This is a genomic window from Tianweitania populi (assembly GCF_014652875.1).
GTDB classification, from domain to species: domain Bacteria; phylum Pseudomonadota; class Alphaproteobacteria; order Rhizobiales; family Rhizobiaceae; genus Tianweitania; species Tianweitania populi.
Genome location: NZ_BMZQ01000001.1, coordinates 1,774,879 through 1,799,691 on the forward strand (window position 1 = coordinate 1,774,879; position 24,813 = coordinate 1,799,691).

At 61.5% G+C, this 24,813-nt stretch carries 19 protein-coding genes and 1 pseudogene; 6 read left to right on the top strand and 14 right to left on the bottom strand.

What is annotated here, in order from left to right:
- Positions 1-6: 6 nt before the first annotated feature.
- The 10 genes and pseudogenes from IE166_RS08655 to IE166_RS08700 all read right to left on the bottom strand — a co-directional run bounded on the left by IE166_RS08655 (position 7) and on the right by IE166_RS08700 (position 13,798).
- Positions 7-2,244, bottom strand: a complete 2,238-nt coding sequence (locus tag IE166_RS08655; protein ID WP_189503025.1) for a glycosyltransferase family 4 protein — start codon at positions 2,242-2,244, stop codon at positions 7-9.
- A pseudogene (locus IE166_RS08660) lies at positions 2,241-5,374 on the bottom strand (glycosyltransferase). The gene IE166_RS08655 and the pseudogene IE166_RS08660 overlap by 4 nt, the downstream one beginning before the upstream one ends.
- A gap of 80 nt (positions 5,375-5,454) precedes the next feature.
- Positions 5,455-7,677: a UDP-galactopyranose mutase gene (glf, locus tag IE166_RS08665; RefSeq protein WP_189503026.1), complete on the bottom strand. Its 2,223-nt coding sequence runs from the start codon at positions 7,675-7,677 to the stop codon at positions 5,455-5,457.
- A 243-nt stretch (positions 7,678-7,920) separates the two neighbouring features.
- On the bottom strand, positions 7,921-8,355 hold the full coding sequence (locus IE166_RS08670; RefSeq protein ID WP_189503027.1) for an acyl-CoA thioesterase: 435 nt from the start codon (positions 8,353-8,355) through the stop codon (positions 7,921-7,923).
- Between the two features lie 22 nt (positions 8,356-8,377).
- On the bottom strand, positions 8,378-9,361 hold the full coding sequence (locus tag IE166_RS08675; protein WP_189503028.1) for a branched-chain amino acid ABC transporter permease: 984 nt from the start codon (positions 9,359-9,361) through the stop codon (positions 8,378-8,380).
- A complete protein-coding gene (locus tag IE166_RS08680) occupies positions 9,361-10,248 on the bottom strand; it encodes a branched-chain amino acid ABC transporter permease (RefSeq protein WP_189503029.1) in 888 nt (295 codons plus the stop codon). Before IE166_RS08680 ends, IE166_RS08675 begins: the two co-directional genes overlap by 1 nt.
- A 69-nt stretch (positions 10,249-10,317) precedes the next feature.
- Positions 10,318-11,514, bottom strand: a complete 1,197-nt coding sequence (locus IE166_RS08685) for an ABC transporter substrate-binding protein (protein ID WP_189503030.1) — start codon at positions 11,512-11,514, stop codon at positions 10,318-10,320.
- A 43-nt stretch (positions 11,515-11,557) separates the two neighbouring features.
- Positions 11,558-12,304 (bottom strand): ABC transporter ATP-binding protein, encoded by a 747-nt coding sequence (locus tag IE166_RS08690; protein WP_189503031.1) that lies wholly within the window; start codon positions 12,302-12,304, stop codon positions 11,558-11,560.
- A complete protein-coding gene (locus IE166_RS08695; RefSeq protein ID WP_210312952.1) occupies positions 12,297-13,052 on the bottom strand; it encodes an ABC transporter ATP-binding protein in 756 nt (251 codons plus the stop codon). Before IE166_RS08695 ends, IE166_RS08690 begins: the two co-directional genes overlap by 8 nt.
- Positions 13,053-13,204: 152 nt before the next feature.
- Entirely contained in the window at positions 13,205-13,798 is a 594-nt protein-coding gene (locus IE166_RS08700; protein ID WP_189503033.1) for a hypothetical protein, read from the bottom strand.
- 151 nt (positions 13,799-13,949) lie between these two features.
- On the opposite strand from IE166_RS08700, the gene IE166_RS08705 reads away from it, so the two are divergent.
- Entirely contained in the window at positions 13,950-14,153 is a 204-nt protein-coding gene (locus IE166_RS08705; RefSeq protein ID WP_189503034.1) for a BrnA antitoxin family protein, read from the top strand.
- On the opposite strand, the gene IE166_RS08710 is transcribed toward IE166_RS08705, so the two are convergent.
- Genes IE166_RS08710 through modA form a run of 4 tightly spaced genes read right to left on the bottom strand, consistent with a single transcriptional unit; the run spans position 14,144 to position 17,150 of the window.
- Positions 14,144-14,515, bottom strand: a complete 372-nt coding sequence (locus tag IE166_RS08710) for a winged helix-turn-helix domain-containing protein (RefSeq protein WP_189503035.1) — start codon at positions 14,513-14,515, stop codon at positions 14,144-14,146. The two genes, IE166_RS08705 and IE166_RS08710, sit on opposite strands and share 10 nt — an antisense overlap.
- A 17-nt stretch (positions 14,516-14,532) precedes the next feature.
- The gene (gene modC, locus IE166_RS08715) at positions 14,533-15,639 is read right to left on the bottom strand and encodes a molybdenum ABC transporter ATP-binding protein (protein WP_189503036.1); all 1,107 of its coding nucleotides are present in this window, start codon (positions 15,637-15,639) and stop codon (positions 14,533-14,535) included.
- The gene (gene modB, locus IE166_RS08720; RefSeq protein WP_189503037.1) at positions 15,636-16,337 is read right to left on the bottom strand and encodes a molybdate ABC transporter permease subunit; all 702 of its coding nucleotides are present in this window, start codon (positions 16,335-16,337) and stop codon (positions 15,636-15,638) included. Before modB ends, modC begins: the two co-directional genes overlap by 4 nt.
- Before the next feature lie 12 nt (positions 16,338-16,349).
- A complete protein-coding gene (gene modA / locus IE166_RS08725; RefSeq protein ID WP_189503038.1) occupies positions 16,350-17,150 on the bottom strand; it encodes a molybdate ABC transporter substrate-binding protein in 801 nt (266 codons plus the stop codon).
- Between the two features lie 503 nt (positions 17,151-17,653).
- Between modA and IE166_RS08730 the strand changes: the two genes are divergently transcribed.
- From IE166_RS08730 to gmd, 5 genes are all read left to right on the top strand, one after another.
- Entirely contained in the window at positions 17,654-19,381 is a 1,728-nt protein-coding gene (locus tag IE166_RS08730; protein ID WP_189503039.1) for a type I secretion system permease/ATPase, read from the top strand.
- Positions 19,382-19,401: 20 nt separating this feature from the next.
- Positions 19,402-20,718 (top strand): HlyD family type I secretion periplasmic adaptor subunit, encoded by a 1,317-nt coding sequence (locus IE166_RS08735; RefSeq protein ID WP_189503040.1) that lies wholly within the window; start codon positions 19,402-19,404, stop codon positions 20,716-20,718.
- Between the two features lie 100 nt (positions 20,719-20,818).
- Positions 20,819-22,285, top strand: a complete 1,467-nt coding sequence (locus IE166_RS08740; protein ID WP_189503041.1) for a hypothetical protein — start codon at positions 20,819-20,821, stop codon at positions 22,283-22,285.
- Positions 22,286-22,399: 114 nt separating this feature from the next.
- Positions 22,400-23,734: an O-antigen ligase family protein gene (locus IE166_RS08745; protein WP_189503042.1), complete on the top strand. Its 1,335-nt coding sequence runs from the start codon at positions 22,400-22,402 to the stop codon at positions 23,732-23,734.
- A 92-nt stretch (positions 23,735-23,826) separates the two neighbouring features.
- Entirely contained in the window at positions 23,827-24,810 is a 984-nt protein-coding gene (gene gmd / locus IE166_RS08750) for a GDP-mannose 4,6-dehydratase (RefSeq protein WP_189503043.1), read from the top strand.
- The last annotated feature ends 3 nt before the right edge of the window (positions 24,811-24,813 follow it).

Sequence of the window (24,813 nt, forward strand, 5' to 3'; positions counted from 1 at the left end):
AGCCGATCATCCAAGCGTGCTCGCCGCCAGAACTTCCGCCAGTGGCTGATGGGGCTGCCGCCGGCCACCGGTGATCTCCAGCGACAGAAGACCACTCGGGCAGTTGCGGCCATCATCCCAGCCGACATGATTGACCACGGGATATAGGCAGATCCCCTCAACCGGCACGCCGGCCTCGCGGGCCTTCTGCGTTTCATGCAGGATCATGCGCATCCACGATGCGCGACGGTCGCCTTCCGTTCCCGTTTCGGCAACGATGATCGGACGGCCATAACGCGAATAGACTTCCGTCAGCACGCGGCGGAAGCGCTTGTAGCGGGGATCGTGCTCGTCGATCGGGCCGACCGCATGAACCCACTGATTGTCGAAGTAATAATTCACGCCGACAATATCGAGGAAGCGCTCTTCACCACCCAACTGCGGCCAGGAGCGTCCGGCGATCATGTCCCAGGATTGGTATTGCGACTGATGCCATCCCTGCGCATCGCGCCGGTCATGCGACCAAGGTCCGCGCGGCAAAACGTTAATGGCCGGGTCGCAATGCACGAAGCGCGCACGCGGCTCGACATCCAACACCTCGCGCATGGACGCCACCGAGGCCCGAACCATCTGCGCCTTTAGCTCGAAGCCGCGTCCCCTCGCGAAAGGGTTGAGATAGGCCACATCGCCGCCGCCCCAGGAGAAGAAGGACGGTTCATTGACCGGACAATAAAACGGTACTTCGCCTGTTTCATCCTTCACCACCTGCGCCGCTGCACGCGAGAAACGCGCGAAACGGTCGATGAAGGCCGGCGTCCAGATATCAAGATCATCCGGCCAGCCATAATGCAGCAGATCCCAGATCACCTGCGTGCCGGTATCACGCGCCGCCCGCAGCATCGGCAGGAAGCTCGACCAGTCGTAATGCCCGGGGCTGGTTTCGATCAGATGCCAGCGCAAGCCGTCACGCACCGTGCGGATGCGATGTTCGGCAAGCTGACGGTAATCGTTCGCCACATTGTCGGCATGGCCGGTCATCGCCGTAAGGTCGAGCCGCGTCCGTTCATGGTCGCCGCGCCGATGCGTCGAACATTCGAATCCGCCTTGCAGGAAGGAGCGGAAGATCGTCGGCTTCGGCGCGGGCACCCGCTCCGCCAGCACGGCATCAAACAAAGCCTGCCACTGCGGGATCACCGCTGATGTGCTGTAGGTCGAGCGCACCTTCTGCTGTAGCGCCGAACCGAGCGCCTTTCGCAACGCCGGATTGTCGATCAGCCGGCGCATCGCGGCAGCAACCTCTGTCGGGTTGTCATGCCCGACGAAGATGCCGGACACGCCGTCCTCGATCTGCTGCATCGAGCCGTTGTCGGCCGTGGCGATCACCGGCAGGCCGGCGGCACCCGCTTCGGCGATCACATGCGGCATCCCCTCGCCGCGCGACAGCCAGGTGAAGATGTCGAGCGAAGCAAGCACGGCCGGAATGTCGTCGCGGTCGCCAAGGAAATGCAACACGCCGTCGAGGCCAAGTTCATGGCTGCGCCGGCGCAGGCGCTCGGCATAGTCCGGCATGAAGGCGTCCGGCCCGCCAACCACAACAAAGCGCGCGTCCGGATGCGTCTTGTGCACGAGGGCTGCGGCCTTGATGAAATCCTCGACGCGCTTCTTGGCGTCCAGCCGGCCGACCCAGCCGATCAAGGGCGCACCTTTGGCAAGGCCGAACTGCTGGCGCAGCGGCGCAGGCGTCACATCATCGAACTCGACGAGATCCACCATGGACGGAATTTCGAGCGCATGATCCGGCCGGTCCGGCATCTTGGATGCGGCAGCATCGCGGATCGACTGGCACACGCCGACATAGCGCGACGTGAAATGCTTCGGCCCGGCCAGCGCTTCAGAAACCAGTCCGCCATGCTCGATCAAGGGCGGGCGATGATGCAGGATTTCGAGCGCCGGATAGATATCGGCAACGTTCTGGCTGGATACGACGATGTCGTAGTTCGGCACCTTATGCGCGAGATACCAGACCGTATCGTCGAAGGAGAGGTCGTAAGGCACGGTGTCGACATCGACGCCGAGCGCTTCCAGCTGCCGATGCGTCTGCTCTGGCATGCCGTCCTTGCGGAAACAGGCGACCACGTCGATGCGATAGCGCGCCGGGTCGAGCGTGCGGGCGAGAAGCCGGATCTCGGTCTCCTCACCCCCAACCACCAACCACGCGAAAACGAAGAGGATGCGGATGGGCTCGCCATCCTCTTTGATCGTCATTGCGGGTACTCGAACACGATCTGCAGGAAGTCGGGACGGTTGGCGACGAGATCGCTAAGGAACTGAGGCGCATCGTCGATCGGCACCACATGGGTGATCATGTGCTCGGCAATCGCCTTGCCTTCAGCCTGCAACAGCTTGATCGTTTCATTGGCCAAACGACGACGGTCCCAAAGATGGTTGAGGCCACGCGGTACGCGATTGATCTGTGCGCAGCGCAGGTTGAGCCCGTTGTGGTGGAACTCCTCGCCGAGACGCAGACCGTTGGCGCCATCCTGATAGAAAGCGAGATCGATCACGGTGCCCTGCGGCCGCAGGGCGCGCATGGCGAGATGCAGGCTTTCGGAGCGGGCGCGCGTCTGGAACACGAAGTCCGCACCGCGATCCGAGCCGCCGCCATTGTGCCAGCGCGCCTTGGCATACTGCCAGGCATCCTCCTCGGTCATGGCAGTCAGGCCGAGCTTCTCGGCAATCTTGCGCCGGAACTCCGAAGGCTCCGCGACCACCACTTCCGAGGCGCCGACTTGTCTTGCAAACAGCGCCGTCATCAAGCCGACGGTGCCGCCGCCAAACACCAGCACCGGGCGACCGGCAACACCCTGGCCGAGTTCAGTGACATTGTTGCCCAACATCTCGGCATCGGCATGCAGGATGCCGTTGGCCGCAATCGGCCCCATCTGCGCAACGAACACGCCGAGCTTCGGGTCGATCTCCTTCGGCATGGCGAACAGCGCATCGTGGAAGGGGTCGGCAGTGTGGCCGGACTTATGGCCGAAGGTCGTGGCGACGATGTCGCCATTGTTGAAGCCCGTGGTGCGGCTGTCGCTGACGCGAGCGACTTCCATGTAACCGAGGAACGGCAGGGGGTAACGGGCTTCCGGTTCGCCCTGGATGAACACGCCGCGCCCGCCATCCCAGCGCGACTTGAGGTAAGGGTTGGTGTTCTTGACGAAGGTCAGCTCCGTGCCGGCCGAGAAGCCGGTGTAAAGCGCATCGAGGCGGACATGGCCTTCAGCCGGTGGGCCTTCCTCGTACTGGAAGAAGTAAGCGCGTTCCGGAGCCTCGACGCCGAGCGAGCGGATGGTGCGGTGATCGGACATCTCAAGCTTCCTTCGTGGCGGTCAAGCTGACCGGCTTGCCGGTTTCCGCCGATTGCGCGATGGCGAGCGCCACGCGGTGGGTTTTCAGGGCTTCCTCATAGGAGCAGCGGATACGGTTCTCACCACCGCGCACGGCATCGATGAAGTCGCGATCCTCGTGCCAGACCGGATCGCCATGCGCGCCGCGCACCGGACGACCATGACCCGTATCCACCATGATTTCGCGATCCGACAGTTCGATCGCTAGGCCGTCGGCGAAGAGATGCAGGCCGACGCGGTGACCCCAGCGCAGCAGGCAGGTGGATGCGAGATTGCCGATCGTGCCATTGGCGAAGCGCAGGCTGGCCGTGCTGGCGGTCGGCACGTCGAGATCGGGGAAATCCGGCCGCGCCTTGTGCGAGGCAAGGCCCGTCACCTCTGTGACGTCGCCGAACAGGAAGCGCGTCAGGTCGATGATATGCGTGGTCTGCTCCACGACCTGGCCGCCCGACATGTCCTTCTTCCACCACCAGGTGGGCGGCGGGGTCTGGTCGAGCCAGTAACCGGAAAACAGCTGCGCGGGATTGTCCGCCAAGAGGTTGCGGGCTTCCTCGACCGTATCGAGATAACGCCAATGATAGCCGACGCCGGTGATGAGCCCGGCTTCTTTCACTTTGGCCGCAATGTCTTCGCCGGTCGCCAGATCGAGCGCGATCGGCTTTTCCACGAAGAAAGGCAGCTTGCGCGCAATCACGTCCCGCTCGGCCTCGCCATGGGCGAAAGGCGGCACGCAGATGTAAACGGCGTCCAGCTCTTCATTGTCGAGCAGCGCGCGGTGGTCGGCGTAAGCCTTGCCGCCATGCTCGGCAGCAACCGCTTCAGCGCGGCCGAAATCGGTGTCGGCGAAGGCTGCGAGCGCGACATCTTCGAACTGGCGGAGCACGCCGAGATGGCGCATCGCAATGCCCCCGGCGCCGATAAAGCCGAGACGGGTCTTTTCCATGGAAAACCTATGCAACTTGGAGGGGTAGCAGGGAACGATAAACAGCAACTGTCTCGGCAGCCATGCGGGCCGCTGTGAAATGATCGTGGAAGCGGTTGTGCAGATGCCCAGCGATCGCCTTGCGCTTGGCCGCATCCTCCAGCGCGTCGGTCAGGCAGTCGGCCAGCGAGGCCACGTCGCCGGGTTCAGCCAGCCACGCATGATCCTCGCCCAGCGCCTCGGTCGTGCCGCCGATGCGGGTCGCAACAACGGGCACGCCGGCGCTCATGGCTTCCAGTACTACCAGCGGCAAGCCTTCGAACAAGGAGGGTAGGATCACGAGATCGGCCGCGCAAAGCAGGTCGGCCACATCGCGGCGCTCACCCAGGAAGCGCACACGGTCACGCAGGCCAAGCTCATCAACCTGCGCCTCGATCGTCTCGCGCTCCGGCCCATCGCCAACCAGCAGCAGTTGATAGGGCATGGCTACGCGGTCGACCAGCATCCGCATCGCATCAAGCAGCACCGCATGCCCCTTCTGCGGCGTGAACCGCGCAACCGTCAGCAGCAGCACGGCATCCGGCTCGATGCCGAGTTCGCCACGCAGCTCGTCACGAGCGCGGTCGGACTTCCGCTTATCGATGCCGTTGCGCACCGCGACGATCTTGTCGTGGCTCAGGCCGGCATCGCGATAGCTGGCGGCCGCGGCTTCGGAAACGGTGATCACGCGATCCACCAGTTCGATTGCCTCGGCATGGCCGCGCTGCTGGTCTTCATCGGTGAGAACAAAAGGTAGATGTTCAGTGCGCACCACCGGCAGCGCCATCTCACGCGCCGCGCGGCCAAGGCCGTGCCCTTCCCAGGCGATGCCGGCATGAACATGCACGAGGGACAGCCCCGCATCACGCAGCCAATCCGCCACCGCTGCTTCAGGATCGTCCGACAGCAAGGCCTGTGTTTGCATGCCAAGCGCCTGCGCGCGCGCCAGAAACGCCGGTCCGCCACCCTCGTCGGGAAAAGCCAGAACCGGCTCGAAGCTGTCGCGCAAGGCACAGCCCAGCGTCAGCATATGCTCGCCAACCCCTGAGGGAACCAGACTGTCGGTGACAATGCCAATCCGCAGGCGAGTTTTGGCAAATGCCGGTGCGTTCACTGCGCGGTCTCCGCCGCAGTTGCAACGTCCACCAGCTTGCGATGGGTTGCGAGCGCCTGGCCCACCACCTGATCCATATTGTAGTAACGATAGGTCCCGAGCCGGCCAACGAAAGTCACATCCCGCTCAGCGCGTGCAAGCGCCTCATATTGCTTGAACAAGGCCTGGTTCTCCGGTCGCGGGATCGGATAATAGGGATCACCCTCCGCACAGGCAAATTCATAGCTGATGCTGGTCTTGGGATGTACCTGCCCTGTCAAATATTTATACTCTGTGACGCGGGTATAAGGCACCTTTTCCTGCGGATAGTTTACCACAGCCACGGGCTGGAACCGGCGCTGGTCGAGCGTTTCGTGCTGGAATCGCAGGCTGCGATAAGGCAGCGCGCCGAAACGATGACCGTAATAGGCATCGATGGGACCCGTGAAGATCAGCTTCGGCGCAAGTCCTTCGGCACGCAGTTCCTCGAAGTCGACACCAAGTTCCAGCGTGATGTTGGAATGATCCAGCATCGCCTCGAACATCGCCGTGAAACCGTCGGCCGGCATTGCCTGATAGGTGTCGAGGAAGTAGCGGTCGTCCGTCGAAGTGCGGGTCGGCACACGCGCCGTTACGGACTTATCAAGCTCGCTGGGATCGAGGCCCCATTGCTTGCGCGTGTAGCCTTGGAAGAACGTCTCGTAGAGATCGGTGCCCACCGCCGACACAACGACGTCGCGTGATGTCCGGATGTCGGCAACGGGTTCTGCACGGCTTGCGAGATAAGCTGCCGCCTGCGCCTCGTCGCGCAGATCGAGCCCATAGAGTCCGTTCAGCGTTGTCCGGTTGATCGGCATCGGCAAAAGCTTGCCGCCGACATCGGCCAGCACACGATGCTCATACGGGCGCCACCGGGTGAAACGGGAGAGATAGGCAAACACATCTTCCGAATTGGTGTGGAAGATATGTGGGCCGTAGCGATGCACGAGAACGCCGTGCTCGTCATAATGATCATAGGCATTGCCGGCGACATGCGGACGCTTGTCGCAAACGAGAACGCGCTTGTTCGAACCGGCCGCCAGGCGCTCGGCCAGAACCGAGCCCGCAAAACCAGCGCCGACGATCAGATAATCATAGGGCTTCGAACGGTTGGCCCGTTTGATGCGGGGCGCCGACAGATTTGGCGGCGTCGTGCTTCTGTTGTTGTTTGCCACAGCCTCGTCGACGAGAGCTGCCATGCGCCCATAGGTCTCGTCCCACGACATGGTGGCGAGCAGCGCATCGGCTTCAGTCAACCAGTCAGCACCCCTCGCGGTTAAAGCCTGGCGGCATCCGGCGATGAACGCAGCATGGTTGCGCGCGATCGTCACCGCATCGATGTCGCCATAATGGCGTTCCACATCGCGGATCGCGGTGGACACGACCGGTTTGCCGCCAGCGAGATATTCCGGCGTCTTGGTTGGCGAAATGAAGCGCGTCGCTTCGTTGATCGCAAACGGCATTAACGCCACGTCCCAACCGGCAAGATAGGCCGGCAGTTCGCCATAGGAGCGCTGCCCGAGATAATGGATGTTCTTGGCGCGCGGCAGATGCGCGGGATCAACCTTCACCACCGGCCCGACCATGACGATCGAGCACTGCGGCAGCGCCTTTGCGAGTTCGGCGATCAGGTCGAGATCGATGCGCTCGTCGATCACGCCATAATAGCCCAGCCTCGGACCGCTGATGCCAGCCTGGTCGCCAGGGGTCGCGATCTTACCGCCCCGCGCCTGAGCAAAATGGTTGGTGTCGACGCTGGACGGAAACGGATGAATGTTGTCGTGCCGGTCAGCCTTCGCCTCATAGATGCTGTAGCCACCGGTAAACACAGCATCTGCACGCTTGATCAAGGCGGCTTCCAGCTCCTTCAAGCGCGGCGGCGCAAAGCGAAAGGCGGACAGCTCGTCCATGCAGTCATAGATCACGGCGGAAGCTTCGACATGGTCGGCAAAGCCGAACATCATCGGCGTGTAGAACCACAAAACCGGCCGCTTGATCTGCGTCAGCGCCAGCAATTCGTCCAGCAGTCGCTTCAGCCCGGCCTCGCGCTCGACCTCGTTCCACCAATGCGGCATGCGCGGGCGGATCGCGGTGACCTTGTCGGCCGGGAAGCGGTGGAATTCGAGATAAGGCAAGGGATGGTCGCACGGGATCCATTCCTCGAAGATGAAGACTGCGCGCGTGCGCGCGAAGCGCGACATCAGGTGCTGCGGCCTCTGCAGCACGAAATCCCAGCGGAGGTGGGAAAAGCAGATCAGCGGAGGAAGGGCGTTGGACGTTTCAGAATCGGCGTGACGAGATACAGATGCGTCCAAGACAGTGCCCCTTTGATAGCCCCGTCTAACCATAAGATGCGTGCTTTGTTCCAGCCCTTCTTCAACCGATTGTGACAATTGCTGACAGCGCAACCAAGTAAGGATCTCGCAGCAGATTTTCGTGCTACTTTATTGCGGCTGCTGTATTAGAATATTAGAAAGTACAGAGCGACTTTGTTCGCTGAGCGGATGAGAGCGCCGCGTGCTTTCGTCCATCTGGACGATGACCGATCTGGACACGGCAGCACAAGCAGCATCCTGAAACAGCGCTTGCGACAGGTCGAAGGAAGATCGGCCGATCTTCGCTACAGCCGTGCCGATCACGATCTCGCCCGGCCAGTTCAACTCGGCACGAAAGTCAATCTCCAACCGAGCAATGACGAAGGCGCATCCCTTAGAAGCGAGGCCTCCTGCCTTGTCGTAGAGGATGGCAACACGCCCCGTTTCCAGCAAGGTGGAAAACACGGCATTGTTGACATGGCCTTGCCGGTCGGTGTCACCGTAACGCAGCCTGTCCTTGACCCGATGCGGGTAGAAGCCCAGTTCGTCGAGGTGCTCGCTCACAAGCCCCTCATATCAAGGTGGGTCACAGGGGCTTCCTGATCCACTTGGCAATGACGCCGACGATTCCTTCGCGGAACAGCATGACGCTGATCACGAAGATGCAGCCCTGGATGATCGTGACCCAAGCGCCGAAGCTCGCCAGATAGTTCTGCATCGTGACGATCACCGCAGCCCCAACTAGCGGGCCGAACACCGTGCCCATGCCGCCAAGCAGCACCATCAGCACCACCTCGCCCGACATTGTCCAATAAACGTCGGTCAGCGAAGCCAGCTGAAAAACGATCGCCTTGGTGGCGCCCGCAAGGCCGGCAAAGGTGGCGGACAAAACGAACACGGTCAGCTTGTAGCTATTGACCCGGTAGCCCAGCGAGATGGCGCGCGGCTCGTTTTCGCGAATTGCCTTCAGCACCTGCCCGAATGGCGAATGGATGATGCGGTAGATCGCCAGCAATCCGCCGAAGGTGATCACCAGCACCACGAAATAGAGCGAGAAATCGGAACGCATGCTGATCGCACCGAACAGATCGCCGCGCGGCACGTTCTGGATGCCGTCCTCGCCACCCGTAAACGGCGCCTGCAACGCTGCGAAATAGACCATTTGCGCGAAGGCCAGCGTGACCATGGCGAAATAAATGCCCTGCCGCCGGATCGCCAGCAGGCCGATCACGGCGCCCAGCACTGCGGCCGACAGCGTGCCCAGGATGATCGCCACCTCCGGTGTCAGTCCCCACACTCTTGCCGCATGGGCGGACACATAGGCCGCACTGCCAAAGAAGGCGGCATGGCCGAAAGACAGCAAGCCGCCGAAACCCAGCAAGAGGTTGAGCGCACAGGCAAACAGCGCAAAGCACATCACCTTCATCAGGAACACCGGATAAAGGAAGAAGGGCGCAGCCAGCGAAAGCAGGAGCAGCAAAGCGAAAATCACGAGGTGGTGGCGGGGCATCGAGCCGCTTGCCTGTTCCACAACGATCGTCGATTCGTTGGTGTCGGTGATCGCAGTCATCAGGCGGTCCTTCCGAACAGGCCAGCGGGCTTGACCAGGAGCACGATCGCCATGATCACGAAAATCACCACAGAAGAAGCTTCAGGGTAAAAGACTCGCATCAGCCCCTCGATGATCCCAAGTCCGAAGCCGGTGACGATAGACCCGAGGATCGAGCCCATGCCGCCGATTACCACCACGGCGAAAACAACGATGATCAGGTCCGCGCCCATGTTCGGATTGACCGAGTAGATCGGCGCCGCGAGCACGCCGGCAAAGGCCGCCAGAGCCACGCCGAAGCCGTAGGTCAGCGTGATCATGCGCGGCACGTTGATGCCGAAGGCCCCGACCAGCGTCGGGTTTTCCGTGGCGGCGCGCAGATAAGCGCCGAGTCGCGTTTTCTCGATCACGAACCAGGTGGTGAGGCACACCGCCAGCGAGGCTACCACCACCCAGCCGCGATAATTCGGCAGGAACATGAAGCCCAAATTCTGCCCGCCCGCCAACTGGCTCGGGATCGTGTAGGGCAGTCCGGAGATACCATACTGATTGCGCGCCAGACCCTGGATGATCAGCGCCAGACCGAAGGTCAGCAACAACCCATAGAGATGATCGAGGTGGTACAAGCGCGAGATCAGCAGCCGTTCGAGGATCACGCCAAGAATGCCGACGCCGATCGGCGCCAGAAGCAGCGCCCACCAGTAGTTGACGCCGAAATAATTGAGCAACACCCAGGATGCCAGCGCGCCTAACATATACTGCGCGCCATGGGCGAAGTTGATGATGTTCAGCAGGCCGAAGATGATGGCAAGGCCGAGCGACAGAATCGCATAAAAAGCGCCATTGATCAGGCCGAGCAGCAACTGCCCGAACAAAGCCTGCGGCGGAATACCCAAAAGCTCGATCATTCAACGATCCTGCGAGGTAAGAAAACGCCGCGCCTTGTGTGGTGAACAGGCGCGGCGAAGATGGTGCGTTTACTTGATCAGCGAGCAGCCGCCCTTGTCGAGCGGACGGAAAGACTGCTCGGCTGGGATCGTGGACACCAGATTATAGAGATCCCACTCACCCTTGGATTCTTCCGGCTTCTTGACCTGGAACAGGTAGGACTGGTGGATCTTGCGGCCGTCAGCGCGGATCATGCCCTTGCCGAACAGGATGTCGTCGGTCGGCGTTTCCTTCATCTTGGCCATGACCTTCGTCGCGTCCTTGTCGCCAAGCGCTTCAACCGCCTTCAGGTAATGCAAGACGCTGGCATAAACGCCGGCCTGCACCATCGACGGCTTCTTGTTCATCTTCTCTTCGAAGCGCGCCGACCATTCGCGGGTCTGATCGTTGAGATCCCAATAGAAGCTTTCGGTCAGCATCAGCCCCTGCGCCGTCTGCAGGCCGAGGGAATGAACGTCGTTGGCGAAAACCAGGAGGCCGGCTAATTGCTGGCCGCTTTGCGCCAGCCCAAATTCCGAAGCCTGCTTCACCGAATTGATCGTGTCGCCGCCGGCATTGGCGAAGGCCACGACCTGCGCACCCGAAGACTGCGCTTGCAGCAGATAGGACGAGAAATCCGTGCCCGGGAATGGATGGCGGATCGAGCCGACAACCTCGCCGCCGCCTTCCTTCACCACCTCTGTCGCATCGCGTTCCATGGCCTGGCCAAAGGCATAATCGGCCGTCACGAAGAACCACTTCTTGCCGCCATTGGCGACCACGGCGCTCGCCGTGCCATGCGCGAGCTGCCAGCTGTCATAGGTCCAGTGCACGGTGTTGGGCGAGCACGCCTTGCCCGTCAGATCCGACGTGCCGCCGCCGGAGTTCAGGAAGATCTTGTTCTTCTCGCGGGTGATCTCGGCGACCGCCAGAGCGGCCGATGAGGTCGGCACATCGAGAATGGCATCCACGCCGTCCTGGTCGTACCATTGACGCGCGATGTTGGAGGCAATGTCCGGCTTGTTCTGATGATCGGCCGAGATGATCTCGACTGTGATGCCCTTGTCGGCGGCCTTGTAGTCCTCAACGGCCATTTGCGCGGCGACCACCGAACCCTCGCCGGCCAGATCGGAATAAACGCCCGAGCGGTCGTTCAGCACGCCCAATTTTACGGCGACATCGGCGAATGCCGTGCTGGCGAACAAGCTCGCAACCAAGCTGGCAACCAGAAATCCTATCTTCTTCATTCCACTCTCCTCCAAATTGGCGTTTTCGCCTTATCCTGCCCAGTCAAACGCCCAGATAGGCGTGCAATTTGCCCTCATTGGCCTGGAGATCGCGGTTCTCGATCATGTCGATCGTCCGCCCCTGCTCCACGATGTAATGGCGGTCGGCAACCGACGCCGCGAAGTGGAAGTTCTGTTCCACCAGCACGATCGTGAAGCCCTCATTCTTCAGCCGCGAAATCGTATGGCCGATCTGCTGCACGATCACCGGTGCCAGGCCTTCGGTGGGCTCGTCGAGCAGAAGAAGCTTCGCACCGGTGCGCAAGATCCGGCCGATCGCCAGCATCTGCTGTTCGCCGCCCGACAGCTTGGTGCCCTGGCTGTTCAAACGCTCTTTCAGGTTCGGAAACAGCTCGAAGATCTGCTGCACGGTCAAACCGCCTTCGCGCACTTTCGGCGGCAGCATCAGGTTTTCCTCCACCGACAGCGAAGAAAAGATGCCGCGCTCTTCCGGGCAGATCGCGATGCCGGCCTTGGCGACATAGCGCGCCGGCGAATGCATCAGCTCCTTACCTTCGAAGGTGATCGAGCCCTTGCGCTTGGCGATCATGCCCATGATTGACTTCAGCGTCGTGGTCTTGCCGGCCCCGTTGCGACCAAGCAGCGTCACCACCTCACCTGCCCGCACATCGAAGTTGATGCCGTGCAGCACATGGCTTTCGCCATACCAGGCTTCGAGATCGCGGACCGTCAGCAGGGCATCGGCACGCGACGCGGCTTGCGGGCGGGTTGCAAGGGCAGCATCAGCCATGACCGGCTCCGATATAGGCTTCCACGACGCGCGGATCCTGGGACACGGTGGCATAATCGCCCTCCGCCAGAACCTTGCCGCGTGCCAGAACGGTAATGGTGTTCGACAAGGTCGCGACCACTGACAGATTGTGTTCCACCATCAGGATCGTGCGATTGGCGGAAATGCGCTTGATCAGCGCCGTGATGCGCTCGACATCGGCCTGCGCCATGCCGGCCATGGGCTCGTCGAGCAGCAGCATTTCCGGGTTGAGCGCCAGCGTGGTGGCGATTTCCAGCGCCCGCTTGCGGCCATAGGACAGCTCGCTGGCCGCCGTGTTGGTGAACTCCGACAATCCCACTTCCGCCAGCAAACCGCGCGCTTCCTCGTCGAAGCGTGACAGAATCTTCTGCGAGCGCCAGAAATCGAAACTGTCGCCGCGCCGTCGCTGCAAGGCGATGCGCACATTCTCCAGCGCGGTGAGATGCGGAAAGACCGCCGAAATCTGGAACGAGCGCACAAGGCCAAGCCGCGCAATATCGGCCGACGACATCGCGGTGATGTCCTTGCCGTCATAGGTGATTGTCCCGCGCGTCGGCGGCAGGAACTTGGTCAGAAGATTGAAGCAGGTCGTCTTGCCTGCTCCGTTCGGGCCGATCAAGGCGTGGATCTGGCCACGGCGGACCCGAAGGTTCACACCGTCCACGGCGACAAAGCCCTTGAACTCCTTGGTCAGGTTCTCAGCCGCCAGAATGACGTCGCTCATTATCCCTCACGTTCCCACCTGCATCGCTGATGCGATGCGCTTCCTGTGAGACCTCCTCCCAAGAGGGCTCATGCCGACCGGCAGCAAGCGGCTCCCATCCGCTTGCGTTGGGGAAGATGCACAGTCCGCAGCAAGGACGCAAGTGCACCTAAGGGCTAAGATGCTCCTGAAATTTTCGTGAGTTGCGCGAGGTCGACCGGACCGCTTTGGCTGGTAAACGTCAGAGTTGCAGAGGCCGATTGTGCCTGCGCCACGCCGTGAATGCGATGATCGCCGGTGTCATAGACGCTGATCGTGCCGCCCTCGTCGATCACCAAACGCCGTTTCTCGGCGAAGACGGCATAGCGCATCGCGTTCTGCGATCCGGACGTGGACGGAGAACCGAGGTCGGACGGCCACCACTGATTGCCTGCCTGTCGCCCGGTCGCGGCTTCTTCTTGCCGGATTGGTGCCGCGGAAGACGCCCGAACCTCCGATTTCATTTCAGGTGCAGGCGTATCCTTCAGATAAGCGGCAAGCTCCGTCGCAACGGCATCAAGCTTACCTTTCATGCTGGTGTTGAACATGTCGCCGACCATCGTCATGCCCGGCGACCATTGTGCCATCCCGCCGAAATCCGGATGGCTGAACTGTGCCATACCGCCACCGCGCCGCAGGGCATCGAGCACGGTCTTGACCGCGTCTCTGGACAGATCGTGACGCACCGCAATCCGGGTCAACAACGCTTCTTCTCTGACATCAATGGCCATAAATCTTCCGGCTCCTTCGCTTGTTCGAAGGACAACCCGGCCAGCAGTACGCCTGTTCCAACAGCGCCAAAAGATGAGCGCGCAGGTTGTCTTTTCAAGCACGTAAGGAAATGCTAATGTCCAGCTTGAAATGCAGCACCGGAGTGCGGCAATGACACCTGAGAACAAGAGTTTTTCCACAACGAGGATCGAGCTCCCCGTTGATACTCACCTTCTAGCGCTCGATGCCAACCGGCGCGTCGACATCACCGTCGATCTCGACCGCGACGTCGTCAGCAAGTTTCAGGCAACCGGTCCAGGCTGGCGCGAACGAATGGAAGCCGTTCTGAGCACGGCAAAACTCGCTCAGGCTTGATCATCCGACGAAGCGCTGTCTTGAGGCTGCGCCATTTCCGCCTGCAACGCATCCATATGCTCCTGCCCGGCGCGTGTGGCTGCCTCTTCCACCGCACGATATCGGCTCACCAGCATCTCACCCATATCCGTCAACTGCGCCCCACCACCATGTTTGCCGCCTGTTTGCGCGTCCACAACCGGACGACCAAACATGCGCTTCATTTCTTCAACGAGATCCCAGGCACGCTTGTAGGACATGCCCATCTGCCGGGCCGCTGCAGAAATCGAGCCTGAAGCCGCGATCTGCTCGAGCAGGTCGATCTTGCCCGAGCCGATGCGGCCGGCCGGATCAAGCTTGATGCGCAGGCTGAGCGACGGCATGATGAGGCATATCCTTATTAACCGGCGGCGGGATGGCGGAAGGCGGCAGCGCCGCCCTCGAAGCTCACCGCCTTGATCACAAGGTATAAACGCTGTCCGGTTCGAAGCGCCATGGTTTCGAGCGACCGCCGCGTAATGCGGGAAAATAAGCGATCATCACCGCATACCAGCGTCACGAGAACATCCGGCCCGTCGCCTGTATCGATGCCGGCGACAACACCCTCCAGCACATTGAGCGCGCTGATGCCGCTCGGCTTCTCCGTCGCAAGCATGACGTCGCGCGCCCGCACTCGAACGCGGACTTTGGTGCCCGTTGCCGCCTCGATCCGAGGCAAGCGCCACTCGCCGCCCTTGGAACGCAGAACGGTCAGCCCATAAGGAGGCTCCTGTTCGGCAACGACGAGCTGGATCAGCGCGCCGGCCTCCGCCTTTTCGCTGGCAGGCAGAAGGTCATGGCGTGCCAGAACATCCGCAGCCAGCCCATGCGAAAGCACGCGTCCACCCGACAGGATCACGACGTCGTTGGCCAGCCGCGCCACTTCAGCAACGGAATGGCTGACATAGATGATCGGGATCTTCGTTTCGTCGCGCAGCCGTTCGATATAGGGCAGGATCTCCGCCTTGCGCGCATCATCAAGCGCGGCCAGCGGCTCGTCCATCAGCATCAGCCTTGGACTGGCGATCAGCGCGCGCCCGATCGCGACACGCTGTTTTTCACCACCCGACAAAGCGTCCGGCCGGCGCTGAAGCAGATGGCCGATGCCCAGCAGCTCCACCACGCCATCAATGTCGGCATAGCGCTCTACCTTGGGCGCAAACCAGCGCCCGTAACGCAGGTTCTGGCTCACCGTCAGATGCGGAAACAAACGCGCATCCTGGAAGACATAGCCGATCCGGCGCTTGTGCGGCGGCAGGAAGATGCGCTTGGTCGTATCCACCAGCACCGTGTCGCCAACAACGATCCGGCCTTGGTCGGGCTTGGTCAAACCCGCGATCAGATTGACAAGCGACGTCTTGCCGGAGCCGGACTGACCAAACAAAGCCGTCAGTGCGCCACTGCCCGCAAAGGTGGCTTCCAGCGTGAAAGAACCGAGCCGCTTTTTCAGATCGACGGAGATCGTCATTCGATTGCGATCTGCCGGTTGAGACGCCGCGCCATCACTTCGGAAGCGATCAACGCGACCATGGCGATAACAACCGAAACGAGGGTCAGCCGCAGCGCGCCGAACTCGCCGCCCGGAACCTGCGTGAAGGTGTAGATGGCGGACGGCAGGGTCTGCGTTTCACCGGGAATGTTGGACACGAAGGTGATGGTCGCACCGAACTCACCCATCGCCTTGGCAAAAGCGAGGATCATGCCGGCGATGATACCGGGCAGGATCAGCGGCAGGGTGACGGTGGCGAAGACCCAGGCAGGGCTGGCGCCCAGCGTGCCGGCGGCAGCTTCCAGCTTACGGTCCACAGCCTCGATCGACAGGCGGATCGCCCGCACCATCAGCGGAAAGGCCATCACGCCACAGGCAAGCGCGGCACCCGTCCAGCGAAAGGAAAAGACGATGCCGAAGGCGCTGTCGAGAAAGGAACCGACCGGCGCACGGCGCCCGAAGGTGAGAAGCAGGACATAACCGGTTACCACCGGCGGAAGAATGAGGGGCAAGTGCACGATGCCGTTCAACAGCGACTTGCCCCAGAACTCCCGGCGCGCCAGCACATAGGCGACAAGAATGCCGAGAGGCAGGCTCGCGATCGTTGCCCAGAAGGACACGCGCAGCGACAGCCGCACGGCGTTCCATTCGTCAGGACTGAGCGCAAGCCATTCCATTCCCATCCAGCCTTATTTGGCAGCGGCGGGAAGAACCGTGAAGCCCTGCGCTTCAAACAGCGTCTTGGCTTCCGCCGTCTTCAGGTAATCGAGGAATGCGCCGGCATCGGCCGACTTGGCTTCGGCAGTCTGGGCAGCCGGATAGATGATCGGATCATGGCTGTTGTCCGGGAACACGCCCACCACCTTCACCTTCTTTTCCGCAACCGCGTCGGTTTCATACACGATTCCAAGCGGTGCCTCACCGGTGGCGACCAGGGCTAGCGCGGCGCGCACATTTTCAGCCTGCGCGACATTGCCGGAAACCGACTTCCAGACGCCGAGATGTTCCAGCGCATCCCTCCCATACTTGCCCGCCGGAACGGAGTCGACGTTGCCCATGGCGAGCTTGCCGCCCTTCAAGAGACCAGCCAGATCGAAGTCTTTCTTGATATCAGCCGTCACCGCCGCATCGGCAGGCGCGACTAGCACGATGCGGTTGGCCAGAAGCTGTACTTCGGTGTCGGTCTTGATGAGCTTCTTGTCCTTCAGATAGTTCATCCAGTCGAGATCGGCGGACACGAACACGTCAGCCGGTGCACCCGATTCGATCTGCTTGGCGAGCGCCGAGCTTGCAGCATAGGAGATGGTGGCTTCCTTGCCGCTTGTCGCCTTCCACGCCGCGTTGATGCTGTCGAGCGCGTTCTTCAGGCTGGCCGCCGCGAAGACGGTGACCTTTTCCTGTGCCTGGGCAGCTGAAACGAAGCTTCCCACGCTAGACACAGCGAAGAAAGCGGCAACGGCAAAACCTGCAACCTGTCTGCGATTGAACATCGGAACTCCTGATGATGACCGGCGGACCCTCTGCCCTCCGTTATATTCTTATAAACATAACGATGATGCCGCGTCCATTGGCGATCGATGGTACAGCAATCTGCACTTCAAAGCGCCGCTGAACAGCTTAGATGCCAGCATTTAAAGCAAAGTTCCTCATTCTATAAGTACAGTAACCACAACACCGTTACAAACAGGAACCATATAGCAAGCAAAATTGCGATCTTCGCCACAAAGAACCCAACTTTACTTTGCAATTTGCCGGGATTGGACGTATTTCCAAAGGGTTCCGTCGGACTCGGTAGCAGACCGCGCGACCTTCGATGCACTGAAATGAGAAGCAAGGCAGCGTGTCGCCCATCAAACGCTTGAGAACAGATGATCGCGATCATCCGACATGGCCGGTACGAACATGCCACGGCTTCGCGCGCCCACTTTGAAGACCCTTCATTCCCTCGTCCCCATGCGACTTCTCGGCAGCGACATGACGCGCAGGCACTTCCATGAATAAATCCGACACGTTCAAAGACGCCCTGCGCAGCTATCGCGCGATCTTCGGCGCCGTGGTGCTGTTCAGCGCCGCCATCAACACGCTGATGTTCGTTGGCCCGCTTTACATGCTGCAGGTCTATGATCGCGTGCTGCAAAGCCGCAGTGAAGTCACGCTGATCGCGCTGACCGTCATCGCCGTCACCATGCTGATCATCTACGGCGTGCTGGAATGGATTCGCTCCCGTGTTCTGGTGCGCGCCGGCATGCAGTTCGACAATGTGATGGCGAGCCCGCTCTTTTCGCGCGTCGTTTCCAGCGCCCTCGCCGCTCCCGGCGCGAAGTCCGAATTCGCGCTCGTCGACATCGATCGCCTGCGCGAATTTCTGACCGGCTCCGGCCTCATTTCGCTGTGCGATGTGCCGTGGGTGCCGGTGTTCCTGGCCGTCTGCTTCTTCTTTCACCCTTACATCGGCTGGGTGGCGACGGCGGGTGCCGTGGTCATCTTCGTGCTCGCGATCCTCAACGAGTTCACCACCAAGAAGACGCTGAATGACGCCAACTCCGCGTCCCAGGCTGCCCAGCACTTCGCCAACACGACGTTGCAGAACGTCGAGGTCATCCGCGCGCTCGGCATGGAAACCAGCCTGCGCGGACGCTGGAACGCCATGCACCGCAAGACGCTGGAACTCCAGGCCACCGCCAGCGACCGCGCCGGCGTGCTGGTCTCGGCTTCCAAGTTCGTCCGTATGGTGTTGCAGGTCGCGATCCTCTGCACCGGCGCTTACCTCGTGCTGGAGCGCGAAATGAGCCCCGGCATGATGGTCGCCGCCTCCATCATGATGGGCCGCGCGCTTGCGCCGGTGGATCAGGTCGTCGGCCAGTGGAAGCAGTTCATCGGCGCCCGCAGCGCGTATAATCGCCTGAGCGAGCTCTTCACCCGCGTGCCCGGCGAAACCGAGCGTCTGCAATTGCCCGCCCCCACCGGCCAGTTCTCCACCGAAGGTCTGGTGATCGCTCCTCCCGGCTCGCGCAACCCGATCGTGGCTGGCGTGTCCTTCGCGCTGGAGCCCGGCGAAGCATTGGCGCTGGTCGGCCCAAGCGGCGCCGGAAAGTCGAGCTTGGTGCGTGCCTTGGTTGGCGTCTGGCAGCCGATCGCCGGTGGCGTACGGCTCGACGGCTCCGAGCTGCAGCACTGGAACAAGGACAAGCTCGGCACCTATGTCGGCTATCTCCCGCAAACGGTGGAGCTGTTTGCTGGAACCATCGCCGAAAACATCGCCCGCTTCCGCGATGCCACCGCCGAAGAGATCGTGCTGGCGTCTCAGCGTGCCGGCGTGCACGAGATGATCCAGGCCCTGCCCGACGGCTACGAAACGCAGATCGGCATCAGCGGCCGGCAGCTGTCCGGCGGCCAACGTCAGCGCATCGTCCTCGCCCGCGCTTTGTTCGGCGATCCCGCTGTGCTGATCCTCGACGAACCCAACGCCAATCTCGACATGGATGGCGAGGAAGCACTTGTGCGTTCGCTCAAGGACCTCAAGGCCCGCAACCGCACGGTGATCTTCGTCAGCCACAAGATCGGCCTGCTCGCCCTGAGCGACAAGGCGCTGATCCTGGCCGATGGCCGCATGCGCGCCTTTGGGCCGACCCGCGAAGTGCTGCAGCCCAAGGCCGTGGCGCCCTTACCCGTGGTCAATCAACCAGCGGTCGCAGCCCGCGCAATGACGGTGGCAAGCTGATGCTCGGCAAGATGCTCACGATGAAGAAAGCCCCGAAGCAGCCCGCCGACGGCTTTTCCCCCCGACCCTTCGTGCTGGCCGGCTACGTCACGGTCGCGCTCGCCTTCGGCGTGTTCGGCACCTGGGCGTCCACAGCGCCTTTGTCGAGCGGCGTTGCGGCGCAGGGTCAGGTCGTGGTCTTCAGCAACCGCAAGGTCATTCAGCACCTTGAAGGCGGCATCGTGCAGGAAATTCCGGTGCAGGAAGGCGACGTCGTTCAGCCCGGCGATGTTCTGGCGCGTCTTCAGCCCAATCAGGCGCAAGGCAATTTCGACATCCTCAGCCAGCGCTACAATCTCCTGCGTGCCACCGAAGCCCGCTTGCAGGCTGAAAGCGCCAATCTCGACAAAATCGAGTTTCCCGCCGACCTGCCGCTCACCGACGATAAGGGCGACGAGCCGCTCTACATCCGGCTGCAGCACAACTCCTTCCGCGACCGCCTCGCCACCAAGAAGGGCCAGATCGACATTCTGGGCGCGCGCATCGACCAGCTCCAGAACGAGATCGGCGGGCTGGATGCCCAGCGCGAATCCTTCTCCGAGCAGGCAAGCTCGATGGTGGAAGAAATCCGCCGCATGACGCGCGGCCAGAAGGGCGGCGTCGTTGCCACCAACCAGGTCGCGCAGCTCACACGTTCGCGCATCGAGGTTGAAGGCAATCTCGGCCGCATCGTTGCCGAAACCGCCAAGGTCAACCAGACCATCGCCGAAACCAAGCTGCAGATCCTGCAGATCAACCAGGAATTCGTCGAGCGCGCCAGCAATGAGCTGCGCGAGGTCCGCGACCAGCTCAACGAGACCGGCGAACGGGTCAAGCAGGCCCGCGATATCCTGGATCGCACGGTGATCCGCGCGCCGGTGCGCGGCATGATCCAGAATATCCAGATCCACACCAAATCAGGCGTCATCCGTCCGGCCGAACCCCTGATGGACCTGATCCCGCTGGACGAAAACCTGATCATCAACGCCCGCGTCCGCCCCGTCGACATCGACAATGTCGCGATCGGCAACGTCGCGGAAGTCCGGCTGTCGTCCTTCTCCAGCCGCACGACGCCTGTGATCTTCGGCACAGTGCATGTGCTGTCACAGGATGTGGTACAGCCGGAAGACGGTCGGTCCGAACCCTATTATGTTGCGCGTGTCCAGGTCGCCGAGCAGGACGTGCCCGCAAACGTCAAGGGTCGTCTCGTGCCCGGCATGCCGGCCGACGTGATCTTTGTGGGCCCGGAGCGCACGCTGGTACAATATATCACCAAGCCGATGCGCGATGCCTTCTCCAAGGGCATGCTTGAGGAATAAACTGCCGGCGGGAGAGCCCCGCCGACGGTCACGACGACATCCATCCTTTACTGCTAAAAGGATGCGAGAAAGACGCACTACCATCGCCTAGAGAGGTCCCATGCGCATTCTCCAGTTCCGCAAGCCGACCCCCAGCCCAGCTGTTCTCGTGATGCAGCAGGACTGGTCCCAGCAGGAAATGGCAGACTTCTACCGCGCCCATCACCTGCTCGCGCAAAACGGCGTGGCGATCGGCATCGATCGCGGCCAGACGGATGCCGGCGACCCTTGGATGGTGTTCTTCGACACGGCCACGCAGGACGTCTTCCTCCATGTCGCGCGCTTCGATGGTCAGTGCATGCTGATCTGCGAAACGCTGGACCTGAGGCTGACGCGTCCAACAATCACCGATGTCATCCTCGCTTTCGAGGAAAGCGTGCGGGACTTCGTCGCCATCCGGCAGGACCGCAACTCCAATGTCGTGTTGCATCCGGCAGCGCGCATCATCATGTCGATCTCCGCGGTCTTCCTTCTGTTCAAGCTGGAAAATGGCGGCACCGCTCAGGCGAAGACCCTGATCGAAACAGGCGCCACCGCCGATGCTACGCGCAAGCAGGATGCGGGCATGGCCCCACGCCTGCATCAGGCCGTTGCGCGCATCTTCGATATTGCCGATGCCCCAGCAGCAGCCGCAGCGATCGCCGGCGCCATTCTCAGCGTCGAGCTCGCCCGCGCCCAGCTTGCCGCTGATCATCAGTTGTCCGAACTCGTCGGAATCAATGACGGTCATCCCACGGACGGTGTCGTCTCGCTCGACGCACATCATGAAGACGCTGCAATTGTTGCAGCAACGGAGGACACGGCGGCGGATGCGCGGTCTCCAGGAGCCGCGCACGCGGTAGCCCTTGAACACGGTACGGTTGATCTCAGCCCCAAGATCCAGATCGCCATGCACACGGCAGCGATTGCAGCACCTGCGGAACAGGCCACGGCAGCCCCTAACCATTCCACGCCTGAGACGATCACACCGCAGCCTCAGGCCCCCCACTCGCATGCCGATGACGACCACCACGCGGTTGCGTCAAGCGGTGGCACCACCGTTCCTGCATCGCAACCCACCGTTTCTTCCGATGCCAACGCCAGCGTGAGCACCCCAGCGTCCACCACGCAGGACACAGCCACCACAACCAGCCTCGCCGCCCGCGCCGTTCAAAGCCTGTTGAGCGAAACGGCCCTGCCCGGCCACACACCTTCTGTCATCGATGACGGCGACGCCGCCGCCCTGCCGGTCGGTCTTGGCGACATCACCATCGCCAATCTTCCCGATCTCGACACAAGCGTGGCCCTGTTCCGCGAAACGACCCTGACCGGCGACCTGCTCACCGACACGATCATCGATTTCATGGCTCGCTTCGGCAGCTACGACGTGGAGTTTGCCGATGGACGCGTGTTGATCGAACAGCATGATACGGCTTCGCTCAGCTCCGACCACATCGGGATCTGGACCAACATCATGGAGGATGGCAGCGCCATTTCCGTGATCGGCCACATCGATCTCGTGACGGACGTGACCACCAGCCTCAGCTAGAGCGAGGGTGCCGACACACTTCGCTCTGTTGTTCGGCCGCCTTCTTCGCTAAGGCATTTCACACGCAGCAGATGATCCGTCTCCAAGCGGGTGTACTGCAACGATGTGGCTGCCGTGGGAGCGCCGACAATTTTTTCGTTCAAGCCTGTTATCGCGCAACTGCGAGGTCCAGCGGCCTTTTCCCTCGCCGTCGTTCTCATCTGTCTCGTCACGGCCTCGGCCGTCTGGGTGGAAAGCGATGCCTACCGCTATAGCTGCGGCGTCCTGATCATCGCAGCGCTTGTCGATTATTGGCGAACACCACAAGCTGCACGGCCATCCATAGGCTGGGGCGGCTTGGCCTGTGTGATCTGGGCTCTTTATGTCGGGCTGCGCTATGGCTGGGTCTTCTTCAGCGTACCCGGCAAGCATGGCTCGGCTGAAGGCATCTACCTCTTCCCCCTGCTCTTCCCCACGATCGGCTACGCCTTCTTCCGCATTCGAGATCGGCTGGCCGGCCTGGCCGACTTGTTCATGCTGATCAGCCTCGTGATGCTCGGCGTCACCATCGATCTGCACCATGTGTTCGATGGCGAGCGGACGCCCTTCCTGTTTCAGAACAACACCATCCACGCTTCCGTCGCTGCCGGCCTCATCACGATCTGCGCGCTGGCTTATGCTGAGAACGCGTATCGAAATCGTGCGAACCAGCGTCCGCTTGAACAGGCTCTCCGCCTGGCACTTGCCTTGGCTGTGATCGCGCTTTGCTTGCTCGGCATTTATGGCGCCAAGTCGAAGGGCGTCTGGCTGGCACTTGCTTTGTCCCTGCCCATCCAGGCGCTGACGAGCCTCGTGCATCTGCCACGCAGGCAGGTGCTTGTGGGCGCATCGATCGGCTTGCTGGGCTTGGCCATCATCCTGTTCATCGCAAGCGCCGGCATCATCCGCGAGCTTGCCCCAGTGACGGCAAGCGGCTTGGCCCTCTTCGATGCGACGCTGCTGGATGGCGTTGGCGCCGTTCGCACGGCCATTGCGCAGGGGTCCGTGCCCTTCTCCTTCAACGAACGCCTGATGCTCTGGATGAATGCGCTCGAGATCATCACGGCGCATCCGATCTTCGGCGCGGGTGTCGGCTGGCAGCGCATATGGGCCACAACGACCTATGCCTCGGTGCCCTACAATCTCATGCATAATGGCTACGTCGAAATCGCCATCCGCTATGGCCTGAGTGGGCTCGCCTTCTTTGCAGCCCTTTATGCCGCCTTTGCCTGGTGGATCCTGCGCGCGTGGCAAAAGAGGCTGCTTGGAACGGTGGAGGCGAAGGCCTGGCTGTTCGGCATTCTGTTCTTTGCCGTGACCCTGCTGACCAACTCCAACAACCGTCTAGCCATCGGCGAGTCCTTCATCCTGATCACTGCCGGCTTCGCCTTCTACGCCTACTACCTTGCACAATTAAGGGTTGCAAAATAGCCCTCCGTTATACTACTTGAAGTTGATTATGGTGCGATGGCATAAGCCGCGCAGCCGTCTTCTTGTCGAAGACCTTCAAGTGGAGCATTGCCTTGTCGAAGAAAGCGCTCGTTACGGGCATCACCGGCCAGGATGGCGCCTATCTCGCTGAACTTCTGCTGCAAAAAGGCTATGAAGTTCATGGTCTTGCCCGCCGCTCCAGCAGTTCCGACGTTAATCTCAGCCGGTTGGAGTGGCTTGGGATCGAGCGTCAGGTTCGTATCGTTGACGGTAATCTTCTCGACCTTTCGGCGTTGATCCGCACCATTCAGGATATCCAGCCTGACGAGGTCTACAACCTGGCCGCGCAGAGCTTTGTGCATTCGTCCTGGCAGCAGCCGATCCTGACCGGCCACGTCACCGGCCTCGGCGTCACCAATGTGCTGGAAGCCGTTCGCATCGCCCAGCCGAAAGCCCGCTTCTACCAGGCCTCTTCCTCAGAAATGTATGGCCGCATCCGCGAGCCCATGCAGAGCGAGCAGACGCCCTTCTACCCGCGTTCGCCCTACGCCGTCGCCAAGCTTTATGGCCATTGGCTGACCGTGAACTACCGCGAAAGCTTCGGCATCCACGCCTCCAGCGGCATCCTGTTCAACCACGAGTCGCCGCTGCGCGGCATCGAGTTCGTGACCCGCAAGGTCACCGACGCAATCGCTCGTATCAAGCTCGGCACGCAAGGCGAGTTGCGGCTCGGGAATATCGACGCCAAACGCGATTGGGGCCATTCGCGCGATTATGTCCGCGCCATGTGGCTGATGCTGCAGCAGGAAGAACCGGACGATTACGTCGTCGCCACAGGCCGCACTTCCACCGTTCGCACCATGTGCGAGATCGCCTTTGACCATGCCGGCCTCGACCTCGACAAGCATCTGGTGATAGATCCAGCCTTGTTCCGCCCAGCCGAAGTCGACGTCCTCCTTGGCGATCCAACAAAGGCAAAGACCAAGCTTGGCTGGGAAGCGGAGATCACCATGGAAGACATGATCCGTGAAATGGTGGACGCCGATCTTGAACGTTGGAAGCGCAAGCTGCGCTGACGC

Coding starts and splice junctions, on each gene's coding strand:
- IE166_RS08700 (WP_189503033.1), bottom strand. CDS start 13,798: ATGGCCATTGATGTCAGAGAAGAAGCGTTGTTGACCCGGATTGCGGTG.
- IE166_RS08680 (WP_189503029.1), bottom strand. CDS start 10,248: ATGATCGAGCTTTTGGGTATTCCGCCGCAGGCTTTGTTCGGGCAGTTG.
- IE166_RS08740 (WP_189503041.1), top strand. CDS start 20,819: ATGCGCATTCTCCAGTTCCGCAAGCCGACCCCCAGCCCAGCTGTTCTC.
- IE166_RS08675 (WP_189503028.1), bottom strand. CDS start 9,361: ATGACTGCGATCACCGACACCAACGAATCGACGATCGTTGTGGAACAG.
- modB (WP_189503037.1), bottom strand. CDS start 16,337: ATGGAATGGCTTGCGCTCAGTCCTGACGAATGGAACGCCGTGCGGCTG.
- modA (WP_189503038.1), bottom strand. CDS start 17,150: ATGTTCAATCGCAGACAGGTTGCAGGTTTTGCCGTTGCCGCTTTCTTC.
- glf (WP_189503026.1), bottom strand. CDS start 7,677: ATGTCGCGCTTCGCGCGCACGCGCGCAGTCTTCATCTTCGAGGAATGG.
- IE166_RS08690 (WP_189503031.1), bottom strand. CDS start 12,304: ATGGCTGATGCTGCCCTTGCAACCCGCCCGCAAGCCGCGTCGCGTGCC.
- IE166_RS08735 (WP_189503040.1), top strand. CDS start 19,402: ATGAAGAAAGCCCCGAAGCAGCCCGCCGACGGCTTTTCCCCCCGACCC.
- IE166_RS08730 (WP_189503039.1), top strand. CDS start 17,654: ATGAATAAATCCGACACGTTCAAAGACGCCCTGCGCAGCTATCGCGCG.
- IE166_RS08705 (WP_189503034.1), top strand. CDS start 13,950: ATGACACCTGAGAACAAGAGTTTTTCCACAACGAGGATCGAGCTCCCC.
- IE166_RS08710 (WP_189503035.1), bottom strand. CDS start 14,515: ATGCCGTCGCTCAGCCTGCGCATCAAGCTTGATCCGGCCGGCCGCATC.
- modC (WP_189503036.1), bottom strand. CDS start 15,639: ATGACGATCTCCGTCGATCTGAAAAAGCGGCTCGGTTCTTTCACGCTG.
- IE166_RS08685 (WP_189503030.1), bottom strand. CDS start 11,514: ATGAAGAAGATAGGATTTCTGGTTGCCAGCTTGGTTGCGAGCTTGTTC.
- IE166_RS08655 (WP_189503025.1), bottom strand. CDS start 2,244: ATGACGATCAAAGAGGATGGCGAGCCCATCCGCATCCTCTTCGTTTTC.